The 12,305-nt window shown below is 29.1% G+C and carries 11 protein-coding genes; 3 read left to right on the forward strand and 8 right to left on the reverse strand.

Going from position 1 to position 12,305, the window contains the following annotated elements:
* Nucleotides 1-153: 153 nt before the first annotated feature.
* Nucleotides 154-1,053 (reverse strand): DMT family transporter, encoded by a 900-nt coding sequence (locus tag KGF41_RS06460; protein WP_227827263.1) that lies wholly within the window; start codon nucleotides 1,051-1,053, stop codon nucleotides 154-156.
* Nucleotides 1,054-1,354: 301 nt separating this feature from the next.
* On the opposite strand from KGF41_RS06460, the gene KGF41_RS06465 reads away from it, so the two are divergent.
* A complete protein-coding gene (locus KGF41_RS06465; RefSeq protein WP_227434296.1) occupies nucleotides 1,355-1,699 on the forward strand; it encodes a RidA family protein in 345 nt (114 codons plus the stop codon).
* A gap of 96 nt (nucleotides 1,700-1,795) precedes the next feature.
* On the opposite strand, the gene KGF41_RS06470 is transcribed toward KGF41_RS06465, so the two are convergent.
* The 3 genes from KGF41_RS06470 to KGF41_RS06480 are packed head-to-tail and all read right to left on the reverse strand — an operon-like array spanning nucleotide 1,796 to nucleotide 6,152.
* Complete coding sequence (locus KGF41_RS06470; protein ID WP_227827262.1) at nucleotides 1,796-3,892, reverse strand: CocE/NonD family hydrolase; 2,097 nt, start codon at nucleotides 3,890-3,892, stop codon at nucleotides 1,796-1,798.
* Between the two features lie 12 nt (nucleotides 3,893-3,904).
* Nucleotides 3,905-5,065 (reverse strand): DUF819 family protein, encoded by a 1,161-nt coding sequence (locus KGF41_RS06475; protein ID WP_227841942.1) that lies wholly within the window; start codon nucleotides 5,063-5,065, stop codon nucleotides 3,905-3,907.
* Nucleotides 5,066-5,084: 19 nt separating this feature from the next.
* The gene (locus KGF41_RS06480) at nucleotides 5,085-6,152 is read right to left on the reverse strand and encodes a dipeptide epimerase (protein ID WP_227841943.1); all 1,068 of its coding nucleotides are present in this window, start codon (nucleotides 6,150-6,152) and stop codon (nucleotides 5,085-5,087) included.
* Nucleotides 6,153-6,492: 340 nt separating this feature from the next.
* On the opposite strand from KGF41_RS06480, the gene KGF41_RS06485 reads away from it, so the two are divergent.
* A complete protein-coding gene (locus KGF41_RS06485; RefSeq protein WP_227841944.1) occupies nucleotides 6,493-7,059 on the forward strand; it encodes a helix-turn-helix domain-containing protein in 567 nt (188 codons plus the stop codon).
* 201 nt (nucleotides 7,060-7,260) lie between these two features.
* Here KGF41_RS06485 and KGF41_RS06490 read toward each other — a convergent pair whose 3' ends face one another.
* The 4 genes from KGF41_RS06490 to KGF41_RS06505 are packed head-to-tail and all read right to left on the reverse strand — an operon-like array spanning nucleotide 7,261 to nucleotide 11,032.
* Entirely contained in the window at nucleotides 7,261-8,247 is a 987-nt protein-coding gene (locus tag KGF41_RS06490) for a biotin-dependent carboxyltransferase family protein (RefSeq protein WP_227841945.1), read from the reverse strand.
* Nucleotides 8,248-8,276: 29 nt separating this feature from the next.
* Nucleotides 8,277-8,972 (reverse strand): 5-oxoprolinase subunit PxpB, encoded by a 696-nt coding sequence (pxpB, locus tag KGF41_RS06495; protein WP_227841946.1) that lies wholly within the window; start codon nucleotides 8,970-8,972, stop codon nucleotides 8,277-8,279.
* A gap of 19 nt (nucleotides 8,973-8,991) precedes the next feature.
* Nucleotides 8,992-10,212, reverse strand: coding sequence for an NRAMP family divalent metal transporter (locus tag KGF41_RS06500; RefSeq protein WP_227827256.1), 1,221 nt, complete (start codon nucleotides 10,210-10,212; stop codon nucleotides 8,992-8,994).
* Between the two features lie 28 nt (nucleotides 10,213-10,240).
* Nucleotides 10,241-11,032 carry a LamB/YcsF family protein gene (locus tag KGF41_RS06505; RefSeq protein ID WP_227827255.1) on the reverse strand — a complete coding sequence of 264 codons (792 nt, stop codon included), beginning with the start codon at nucleotides 11,030-11,032 and terminating at the stop codon, nucleotides 10,241-10,243.
* Between the two features lie 587 nt (nucleotides 11,033-11,619).
* Between KGF41_RS06505 and KGF41_RS06510 the strand changes: the two genes are divergently transcribed.
* The gene (locus KGF41_RS06510) at nucleotides 11,620-12,249 is read left to right on the forward strand and encodes a TrkA C-terminal domain-containing protein (RefSeq protein ID WP_227827254.1); all 630 of its coding nucleotides are present in this window, start codon (nucleotides 11,620-11,622) and stop codon (nucleotides 12,247-12,249) included.
* Nucleotides 12,250-12,305: the final 56 nt, after the last annotated feature.

Raw genomic sequence — 12,305 nt, forward strand, 5'->3', positions numbered from 1 at the left:
TTATTATATTCTATTTTTATATATATTTGGATATTTTTGATAAAAGAAACAGCAGTTATAGTTTTTTACTTTTAACTGCTGTTTTGACTTAATATGCTATACCTTTTTAGCTTAATATTATTTATTTTTAATATAAACTTTGATACTATTTGTTCATTTATTTTGCTTGTCAATTTCTTTATCCAATTTGTCTAATTTTTTATTGTATAAAAACATATAAAATGCTGCTGAAAATACTATTACATATCCCACAATACTTAGTGTATCTGGATAAACATTAAACAAGAATATACTCAAGATTGCTGAAAATATTATATTACTATAGTCAAATATAGAAATTTCTTTGGCTGGCGCATACTTATATGCTAAAGTTATACCAAATTGACCTAAACTTGCAAATACTCCACCCAATAACAAATACACAAGTTGCATAAGAGTCATTGGTTCATACACTGCAAAAGCTATTGGTCCTACAGTAACTAATGAAAAAACTGAAAAGAAAAACACAATTGTATAATAATCTTCTCTATCTCCAAGAATTCTTAAACAAGTATATGCCATTGCTGCAAATACAGCTCCTGCGACTCCTCCTAGATATGGAATTACTTCAACACTAAATGTTGGTTTTATTATAAATAAAGCTCCTATAAATGCAATTATAATTGCCCCTATCTGTTTTATGTTTATTTTTTCTTTTAGAATAATTGCACAAAATATAACTACGAGAAAAGGACTCATTTTATTTAGCATATTAGCATCTGAAAGCATCAACTTATCAATTGCATAATAATTAAATATAACTCCTAAAGTTCCAAAGATTGACCTATATAAAAGAACCTTCATATTTTCTTTTTTACCTGTTAAACTTCCTTTATGTTTTATAATAAGCCAAAACGCTATTATAGCCGATACCAAGTTTCTAAAAAATACTTTTTGAAAACTTGGCAAATCGCCTGCCAGTTTTACAAATGCAGACATCATTGCAAAACCAAGAGCTGATGCCATTATAAACATTATACCTTTTATTCGATTTGATTTGATTGTACTACTCATATTTACCTCTTTTCTATAAAAATACATAAACCTATATTTAAAAACTACTTAAAAACTAAAATTTATAAATTGAAATAATAATTATCTAAATATTCCAATTTATACTATAATTAAAAGTATAAATTATGTCAAGTAACTAATAAACCTTTTCAATTAATAACAATAATAATTATAAGTAAAAAGTTATATCTTTTTATAGATTATTCTCCAAATATATAATATAATTCTATATAGTATAGACTTTTTTTAATTTATTATTTAGATTTTTAGTGGATTTTTTAATTATGGAGGTATTTAAAATATGGAAATAAAAAGATATGAAGGAACTGGAAGAATGAGTAGAGCTGTAGTTCACAACAATACAGTTTATTTATGTGGACAAACTCATGCTGAAGGAGGAGTAGTTGAGCAAACTACTGAAGTTTTAAATAAAATAGAAGATTTATTAAACAAATACGGTTCAGACAAACAACATTTACTATCTGTTACTATTTATTTAAGAGATATGAAAGACTTTGAAGCTATGAACTCTGTATGGGATGCTTGGGTTGAAAAAGGATTTGAACCTGCTAGAGCTTGTGTTGAAGCTAGACTTGCTAGAGAGCACTTATTAGTTGAAATGAGCGTTGTTGCGGCTACAAAATAATTTCTTTAACTTTAATAAGTAAATATAATCACTTTAACCTATAAGGAGATATAGTATTGATTTATACTATATCTCCTTATTATTTAATTTATTAATTTAATTATTTTCTATTGGCACTATCAATCTAGATGGGTATTTACTTCCATGATAAATTGTATTTTTTGCTTTTATATACTCAATACTGTTATAACCATCTTTAGTGTTACTATTTTGGAATATAAAGTTTTTTGCACTAGATGTTATATCTAACCTAATTCGATGTCCAGTTTTAAATGTATTTGATATTTTTGAAGTTGTTATTGTGAACTTATAAATTTCTCCTTCTTCCATAAATTCTGACTTATAAAAACTATTTCTGAATCTAGCACTTAGTATACCATCAGCTAATTTAATTGAGTTTCCATCTGAATCCACATCCATAATTTTTATGACCCAATCAGTATCTTTTGCAGAACTTGATGCAAAGAATTCCAACTTTATATCACCTGTTATAGTAAATTCTTCACTAAAAGCATCTGATGTATAACACAACATATCACTTCTTTTCTCCAAATCTTTATAATTATTTGGAACTCCCACTTCATTTTCTGACATATCAATCAACTGTATTGAAGGGTCTTTTGGATTATATATGTAGCTATCATAACTATATTTTGAACATTCTTCAAAAGATAGTTTTCCATCCCCTAAAGATGTATTAGCATTTCCACCACTTATTAAATAGATGCTTTTATCTATTTTATTTTCTATTGGCCAATTTTCTGCCATCTTCCATTCATTCGAACCTACTGAATAATACTCTATTGGAGCAGTCTTATCTATATCATTTTCTATTCCTTTTAAGTATTTATCAAACCATAATAGATAGTTATAGTCTACATCATACCTCAATGAATTATCTCCAAAAGGAATATCATTTATATCCCTTATAGTGTTTGAATTATGCATCCATGGACCTAATATAGCCTTTCTCTTTCCTCTTTCATAATTTTTTATTACATCCAAAGCTTCTGTAGTACCCATACCATTATCATCATACCATCCAGATATGACTAATGCAGGCACATTTATTTTATCTTTTTTTAGATGCCAATCCATCCTATCCCAATATTCATCCTTTTCTACTCTTTTTATCCACTCTTCTAAAAATTCTATTCTATATCCAAGTGCTTCAATAGGTATATTTTGTATTGGTCTTATATTTAAAACATCATCCCAGTCATCTCTTATCATTTTACTTCTATCAACTTTATTTCTTGATACCATAAATGCCCATGCAAGCATTCCAGATACAAAAGCTCCACCTTTTCTTGGTATATCAATGAAAGGGCTACCTGCTGTAACTATACTAATTAAAGCTTTTAGGTGTTTGTTTCCTGAAGATGCAGCTGCCCATTGAACATAACCAAGGTATGATGCTCCCAGCATTCCAACAACTTCATTTGACCATTCTTGTGCTACTATCCAATTTATAGTACTATCTCCATCTTCTCTTTCATATATCATAGGCTCCCACTTACCTTCTGATTCATTTCTTCCCCTGACATCTTGTATTACAACAGCATATCCCCTTTGTACATACTTATAATATATTTCTTTATCATTTTCTTTTCCATATGGAGTTCTCATAAGAATTGTGGGTACTTTTTTAGTAGAGTCTTCAAACTTAGGAAGATATACATCTGTAGAAAGTTTTATTCCATCTTTCATATCAATCATGTAATTTCCATCAAATTTTATAGGATATATCTCTTCATTTTCATGTGTTTTTTTCCACTCTTTTAATATCGTATAATCCTCATATCCATCCATAATTAATATAGTACAAGTTTCCCTAGACAAACATATAAATCCAACTACTTTATTATCCAAAACAATTACATCTAAAGGAAATTTTTTATTTCTTTGAACCCAGATATAGTCATTAAACTTAGAATATGTTTCTCCTAACTCATTTACAACTATACTTTTGTCTGTGTTTATTAAACTATTGCTATAAACATTAAATTTTTCAAATAAAAATTTCAAATCTATTTTTGTAAGATTTAAATAATATGTGCCTTCCTCTTTACTCATAGGTTTTATTTCTTCTATTTCATTTGTAAAAGGATTCAGCTTTTCAATAAGTAAAACTTCGTCAAATACTACATTACCACTATATAAACCAGATATATATAACTTAAACTTTCTCAATAAAGTCACCTCCTATAGACCAAGAAACATTTTTATTGCATATGCCACCGATATGCCTGCATAATTTCCTAATACTCCACCAATTACCCCCATAACTACAGCTACACTTACAAGCGAATTCCATTTTGCTGAAGCAGCTACTAAAGCTGATGTTGGACCATCAGCAATTGCTCCTACTATAGAAAGTATTACATATTGGTACTTTATCTTTAACATTCTAGTTACAAATAGATGGAAGGCAAATGAAGCAAATATTATGCTAAAGCAGTAAAACGTTATAGTAAAAGTTGAACCTAAAAACTCTTTTATATCTACTGAAAATCCTATTGTACATAAAAAGAATAATGCAACAAATAATCCTAAATCTAAATTACCCTTTAATTTTTTTACTGGTTTTAACTGAGCAATTATAATCGAAATTGTTGTAACTAAAAGAATTCTTGCTGCACTACTAAAACTTGAACTAAAATATCCTGAAAGTATTGTTGCAATCTCTGTAACAACAAAACCTATAGCCAACATCCAAGCAATATCTTTTATACTCCACTCTTTTGATTGCATAAATTCTTCGTTCTGGCAATCTTCTAATTCCGATTCTTCTACATGATATGGCCAAAACTTTTGAAATTTCTTCGAATTTTTTAATACTGCTGGAAGTGCAAACATAAATATTAATGTTGGAACTCCAATTACATAATCTGCTGCATTTGCTGCTGCTAGAGTCTGCCTACTTACATTAAGACCAGTTCCAATAGCTGTAAGATTAGCGCTTCCTCCAGTATATGTACCTACAAACATCCCTGCGACTTTCCATCCTTCTGATATTTCGCCTGCAAATACCAATCCAAATAAAAACGCCATTATGCTTACTGTCAATACTGCCACAAAAATTGCTATTAAAGGCTCTCTTGATAGCTTTGTCATTTCTTTTAAGTCAACACTCATCAACATTATAGTCATGGAAACTGGTATAGCATATGTAGAAATAGTTCCATATAATTCTGTACTTACTGGAACTACTTTTAAATTTGAAAGTATTATTCCCATTATGATTATTGTAAGTGCTGGTCCTAAGCTTTTAGTTACTTTATATTTTTGTAAGTAAAGTCCAAATGCAATCATAGCTGTCATTATTGCAAGTATACTACCTGTACTTGAAAAAAGTGTATTCATATTTAACCCCCTAATTTCATCATAAGTTCACTTCTATTCCTAAACCTGGTTTATTTACAAGATTCATAATATCTCCATCCATTTCAAATCCTCCAGATATACTTTCTAATTCTTCACAAAACATAAAACTATCAAGGTCAGCTTCTGTTATATTCTTCTTAGATGCTATTAAATTGGCTGCTGCTGTTATACCAATCCTTGTTTCAAGCATACATCCTAACATACAATTAACCCCACTTGCTTCAGCTATATTGTTGATTTTTATTGCAGGATAAATTCCGCCAGATTTCATTAACTTGATATTAAACGTATCAACTGCATTTTTCTTTATAGCTTTAATTGCATCTATTGGTGAATGTAATGACTCATCTATCATAATCTTGGTATTACTCTTATTTCTTATGTAGGCAGTTCCATCTAAATCCCAATGTGGAAGTGCTTGTTCAATCGCATCAACACCAAATTTTTCTAGTTTTTTGATAGTATTTATACTACTATTTACATTCCAACCTTGATTTGCATCTATTCTAATTCTTATATTATCTCCAACAGCTTCTCTAATTAATTTTACAGCTTCAATATCTTCTTCAGGTCTTATTCCAGCTTTAAGCTTCAATATTCTAAAACCTTCTCTAACTCTTCCCAGTGCTTCTTCCGCCATTTTCTCTGGTTTATCTATACCTATAGTTACATCTGTTTGAACTTTGTTATCATATCCTCCAAGAACCTTATAAAGAGGTACATTCATAATTTTACCTTTAAGGTCATACAAAGCTATATCAATTGCTGCTTTAGCAGAAGTATTACCTATTATGATTCCATCCATAATTGTATGTATAGTTTCAATATCCAATGGGTCTTTACCTATAAGTTCCTTCTTAAACATAATTAATATAGAAAGTACAGTATCTAAAGCTTCACCTGTAACTGCTGCAAGAGGAGCAGCTTCTCCAAATCCATAGTAACCTTCATCAGTCTCAATTTTTAAGATTATGCTCTCTCCATATTCAATTGTTCCAAACGAAACTACAACAGGCTTTCTTAATTTAATTCTTAATTTCTCAAATTTAATATCTGTTATTTTCATGTTAACCTCCTTATTTTTGAAGTAATAATTTAATTTTTTTACTTTTACACTTCAAATTATATTATTACTTCAATACTTCTGTCAATATAATTTACTGAAAATTTACTTTTTTCTAAAATATTCTACAATACCACCCTTTAAATTAATAATCATAAATTAAATTCTTCTGCATTATATTAATTCATCAATAATTTATTTTTATAAGATTTTATTTGCATCTCACTAATTGCTAATTCTTAAAATCTTCCATGCATCTTTCTTGCTACTACTTCTATGTTATGCTATAATTACTTTGTTTTAATCGAATATTTTGTATAAATTTTATTATTTGGAGGTTCTTATGCTAGGGGAAAAAATGAGAAATATAAGAAAAAACAAGAAAAAAACACTAAGTGATGTTTCCAAATTGACAGACTTATCTATAAGTTATATATCTCAAATCGAAAGAGATGCTATCGAACCATCCCTGTCTTCATTAAGAAAAATCGCTGAAGTTTTAGATACTCCTTTATATATGTTTATGGATGATAATAATACTGATGATTTAGTCATCAGAAAAGAAGATAGAGTTATGATGAAGTTTCCAAAAAGTGAAATGTTTTATGAGATAGTATCTCCAATGCCAACAGCTGATTTTGCACCTTCAATTTTACTTGTAGAATTTGAACTTAATCCAGAAAGTGAAGATGCTAAAGATTGTATCTATCATGCATCAGAGGAAATCATGGTAGTAACAAGTGGTATAGTTGATATTTGTATGGGTGAAAAAATAGTAAGATTAAATCCAGGGGACTCAACATTTATAAAAGCCAATGTACCTCATAAAATCATCAATCCAAGTAAAGATACAATAGCTCGTGGATATGGTGTTATATCACCTCCCATTTGGCCGATAAAGTCCAAGTAAATATCTATAATACAATTGTTTAATACTTAAAATGTTTAATACATAGAACCAAAACGTAAGCTCTTTTAAAATTAATGTATCTACTCAAATAAAAATAGCTATTTGACTAATTCAAACCATTTTAATAATGGCAAATAGTAAATAGCTATTTCTAAATTGTATTTTAAATTGTAACAAAAATTAATATTAATTAAATTTAAATTAAACCGCTATATCATTTAATACTTTGGCTTTAACAACTCTTATATTTTTCATACTTTTATATATATCTTGAATCTTATCTTCTTGTTCTCTCAATAATCTATGAGCTTCATATATATCTACAAACTCAAACTTTACTACATCATTTGGTTTTGCTTGTGACAACTTATATAAATCTACACTTATAACATTCCCTATTTTAGTATAGCCACCACTAGTCTGTCTATCTGATAGCATTATAATAGGTTTCCCATGTCCAGGTACTTGTATAGCTCCATAAGAAATACCATCAGAGATAATATCTGCTCCATTAAGGTGCTTTATACTCTCTCCATCTAGTCTACAACCCATTCTATCTATTTCATTTGTAACTTTGTATTCATTTGATAAGAATTTTTCTACTTCATCTTTAGAAAAAGCATCAAATTGAGGGCCTTTTACAATTCTCAGTACTATTTCTGAACTATAATTTGGAATATATTTTGAATTTAATTTTTTATTTATTGTAAAATCTTTTTCCTGAGCAAAAGTATTTATATAATCGCCTTTTTTAAGTGCTCTACCTTCAAATCCACCAATCTTAGCTCTTGTATAAGTTGATTTACTTCCCATTGCAAGTGGCACATCTATTCCACCAGCTATTGATACATATGCTCTAGCTCCTGATTTTACACCTCTAAATGATAATATGTCACCAGGATTTATTTGATATGACCTCCAATTTTGAATCTCTTTTCCATTTATTCTAGCTCCTAAATCTCCGCCAGTTACTGCTATTTGTGTATATTCATCAAAGGTAATTGTAGGACCTAACATTAGAACCTCCAAAGAAGCTTCATCTTCAGAATTTCCAACTAATATATTTCCTACTCTATGTGCATATTCGTCCATTGCTCCACACCCAGATACACCATATTGTCCATATCCAACTCTACCTCTGTCTTGTATTAATGTTTGGAAACCTCCTAATTCTACTTTAAATCCCATATATACCACTCCCTGCATTATCACTATTTTTAAACACTTAAATTATTTTTTTCAATTTCTATAAATTCATCTAAAGTTATTGGAACAAACTTTATAAAATCTCCAGCTCGAAGTAAAATTTGCTCTTCTCTATTTTCATCATATAGTTTTAAAGGTGTTCTCCCAATTATTTGCCATCCACCAGGGCTATCTATAGGATATACACCTGTCTGAGAACCAGCTATTCCCACACTTCCACCGTAAATTTTAGTTCTTGGTACTTCTAATCTAGGTGTAGCTATTCTTTCATCCATTCCACCTAGATATGGAAATCCAGGAGTAAATCCTAACATATATATTAAATACTCTCTGCCTGTGTGTATATTTATGACTTCATCTACAGTCAGATTATTGTAGCTTGCAACAGTTTCAATATCTATACCAAATACCTTATCATAACATACTGGAATTTCATGCATTTTAGGTTTTGGTAGCTCTATACTTTCTAAATTATTTTCTATTTTTTTTAAACTCTCAATTAAACTATCAAAATCTATTTTCAAGGGATTGTAACTTATCATAAGTGACCTGTATGTTGGCACCATTTCTGTAACAATACCTTTAAGATTTGATATTTCTATCGCTCTCATAAACGAAATTACTTTTTTATTTATATCTTCTGATATCTCATTTCCAAATTCAGCAACTACTGCTTTGTCTCCTGATAGCAAGTATCTAGTTTCCATAAATGTCACCTCTTCTAAATTAAGCAAATAAAGTACTTAGACTACTAAGAGAAGTTATTCCTGCATAAGCAGATATTAAAACTACTATTAATCCAAATATCAAAAGCCATGTAGGATGTTTATAATCACCAACAATATCTTTTCTCTTAGATGCTATAAGCATTATTCCTAAAGTTATTGGAAGTATTAAACCATTTAAAGCACCTGCTAAAATTAATAGAGTTGCTGGTTTACCTATAAATGCCATTATAAGTGTTGATATAGCTATAAATGCTATTATAAAGTACTTTTCATTTTTTGCTATAAAAGGATTTAGCGTCTTTAAGAAGGAAACTGATGTATAAGCAGCTCCTATAACTGATGTAATTGCAGCAGACCATAATACAAGCCCAAAGAATTTATATCCTATCGCTCCTGCACTAAACTTGAAAGCTGAAGCTGCTGGATTTTCTGGGTCAAGTTGAAGCCCTTTTGAAACTACTGCTAATATTGCTAAAAATAGAAGTACCCTCATCATAGTTGCAACCAATATCCCTAAAAGAGATGATTTAGTTATTTCTTTTATATTTTCTTCACCTGTTATTCCAGCATCTATTAATCTATGTCCTCCAGCAAATGTTATATATCCTCCAACACTTCCTCCAAGTAGAGTTATTATTGGAAATATCAATGTCTTTGGATTTTCTGGTTTTACCATTCTATAAACTGCTTCTCCAACAGGAGGATGATTTGATATTGCTACATATCCAACTATAATTATCATGCCTAATGCTAAAAACTTAGTTATCTTATCTACTAAAGAATTTGAATTCTTTGACATAAATACAAATATTGCTATTAACCCACTTAATATAGTTCCTAATGTCATATTCATATTAAACATTACATTCATACCAAGTGCAGCTCCACCAACATTTCCTATATTAAAAGCTAATCCACCAAGGCCTACTAAAAAAGCTACAAAGTAACCCAAGCCAGGTACTATTTTATTTGCTATATCTTGACCTCTAAGCCCTGATACACCAATTACTCTCCATACATTTACTTGAGCTCCTATAAAAAGGATAGTTGTAATTAATACTACAAATGAAAAACTTGGCCCAAAATCTTGAGTAAACTGTGCTGTCTGAGTTAAAAACCCTGGCCCAATTGCTGATGTTGCCATTATAAATGCGGCTCCTATAAGTGCCCCAACGTCTTTTTTACCTTTTTCTTTATCAGTAATATTTTTTGTACTCATATTTTATTTCCCCCTCATATTATCAACCTTACAATATGTCCTCTGATGAACAAACTTCCATATTTTCTAATGGACAAACTTCTATACTTTCTAATTCAAAACGTTTTCTTATTTCTTTAACAAACTCTATTGCCTTTGGATTGTCTCCATGCACACATATAGAGTCTGCTTTAATATGTATAATTTCACCAGTTATAGTTTCCACTGTTCCTTCTTTTACCATCTTAACAACTCTATCTATTGCAGTTTCTGTATCATGTATAACGGCTCCTTCTACATTTCTTGGAACCAAAAAACCGTTGCTATCATAGGCTCTATCTGCAAATACTTCATTTGCAAACTTAAGTCCAATCTCTTTAGCTGAACTTATCATTTCACTATTATATAGCCCTAACAAAGTAATATCTTTATTAACTTCATATATAGCTTCACAAATAGCCATGGCTAAATTTTTATCTTTTGCAGCCATATTGTATAAAGCTCCATGTGGCTTTACATGCTGTATATTACATCCATTTGAACTTGCAAATGCCATTAATGCTCCCAATTGATACTTTGTATAATCTTTAGCTTCTTGTTTTGTTATTTTCATCTCACGTCTTCCAAATCCTATTAAATCTAAAAAACCTGGATGTGCTCCTATTTTAACTCCATTTTCTTTGGCAAGTTTTACTGTTTTATCCATGTGACTAGGATCTCCTGCATGAAATCCACAGGCTATATTAGCTGATGAAATATATTTTAAGACTTCTTCATCTAAACCAATCTTATATGTTCCAAAACTTTCTCCTAAATCGCTATTTAAATCTACTTTATACAATTTATGACCCCCCTTGCTAACATTTTGATAGAATAAGTAGTTTTAATTTTTAAATTTTGTTTATTATATATATTGCATGAAATATTTTATTACTTGTATGCATTTTTATTTTTCCAACTATTTCAATACATTTAATTAATATAATTTTACCATTTAAGGAATTTTTTTGCAATTATTTTAAATCGACATTCATTTGTAGTTCTTTTTCAAAAAACATTTTTCCTATTTTTTAGTTAATAATTAATTATTTATAGATAAATTATAGCTTTTGACTTTCATTTTTAAAGCATTTTTCAATTTTAATAACTTTATATGCAAGACAGAAGTGTTTTTTTTCATTCATTTGTTTATTTCATCTATATAATTATTTATTTTTCTCCATAGAATGTCTTTACATTCCCTTAAATACTTCATTACATACTTTGAAGAGCAAAATAAAAATATGTATACTAAATGCACGTTAAAATATTATTTTAAAAAAACGACAATATTTGTACATAATGTAGACATATAAATTTATAAATTATACAATAGTATTATTAAGATTATATATTTTTTAACATAAATTTTATATTGGAGGAAAAACAATGGAAAAAAACTATACTATGCCAATATACCAAAAGATAGCTTTGGATATTGCAAATAAAATATATACAGGTGAAATACAGGAAGATTCAGTATTGTTTGGACGCTCTGTTTTGGCTGGTAAATACAACGTATCACCAGAAACTATAAGGAGAGCTGTTAAAATTTTAGAAGATATTGGTGTTGTTAAAAGCATAAAAGGTAAAGGTGTTATTGTATTATCACCAGGCAAAGCTTCTTCTTTTATAAAAAAATATAGAGACATTACAAATATATCATCATATAAATCAACACTTTACAATTTAATAGATACTAAATCAAATCTAGAAAATGAAATCTTAGATACTATAAATAAAATTATAGATTATTCTAATAGACTCGAAATAATAAACCCCTTAGTGCCCGTTCAGTTCACAATAAATTCTAATTGTAAGTACATTGGCCAAACAGCTGCACAAACTAAGTTTTGGCAAAATACAGGGGCTACAATCGTTGCAATTAAAAGAGGTGAGGAACTTATAATCTCTCCTGGTCCATATATTGAATTTTTAGAAGGAGATATTCTTTTGGTTGTTGGAGACCAGCATATTTATAATTCTATACCAATGTTTTTATACGAAAATGAAAAATAGATTATACTACTTGGTTACAACTATACAAAAATATAAATTTGAGAATAAAAAAGTAA

Source organism: Clostridioides sp. ZZV14-6150, assembly GCF_020657875.1.
Classification (GTDB): Bacteria; Bacillota; Clostridia; order Peptostreptococcales; family Peptostreptococcaceae; genus Clostridioides.

What these genes read in the sequence shown, in the direction of transcription:
- KGF41_RS06460 (WP_227827263.1), bottom strand. Translation starts at nt 1,053, where the DNA reads ATGAGTAGTACAATCAAATCAAATCGAATAAAAGGTATAATGTTTATA.
- KGF41_RS06465 (WP_227434296.1), top strand. Translation starts at nt 1,355, where the DNA reads ATGGAAATAAAAAGATATGAAGGAACTGGAAGAATGAGTAGAGCTGTA.
- KGF41_RS06475 (WP_227841942.1), bottom strand. Translation starts at nt 5,065, where the DNA reads ATGAATACACTTTTTTCAAGTACAGGTAGTATACTTGCAATAATGACA.
- KGF41_RS06480 (WP_227841943.1), bottom strand. Translation starts at nt 6,152, where the DNA reads ATGAAAATAACAGATATTAAATTTGAGAAATTAAGAATTAAATTAAGA.
- KGF41_RS06485 (WP_227841944.1), top strand. Translation starts at nt 6,493, where the DNA reads ATGCTAGGGGAAAAAATGAGAAATATAAGAAAAAACAAGAAAAAAACA.
- KGF41_RS06490 (WP_227841945.1), bottom strand. Translation starts at nt 8,247, where the DNA reads ATGGGATTTAAAGTAGAATTAGGAGGTTTCCAAACATTAATACAAGAC.
- pxpB (WP_227841946.1), bottom strand. Translation starts at nt 8,972, where the DNA reads ATGGAAACTAGATACTTGCTATCAGGAGACAAAGCAGTAGTTGCTGAA.
- KGF41_RS06500 (WP_227827256.1), bottom strand. Translation starts at nt 10,212, where the DNA reads ATGAGTACAAAAAATATTACTGATAAAGAAAAAGGTAAAAAAGACGTT.
- KGF41_RS06510 (WP_227827254.1), top strand. Translation starts at nt 11,620, where the DNA reads ATGGAAAAAAACTATACTATGCCAATATACCAAAAGATAGCTTTGGAT.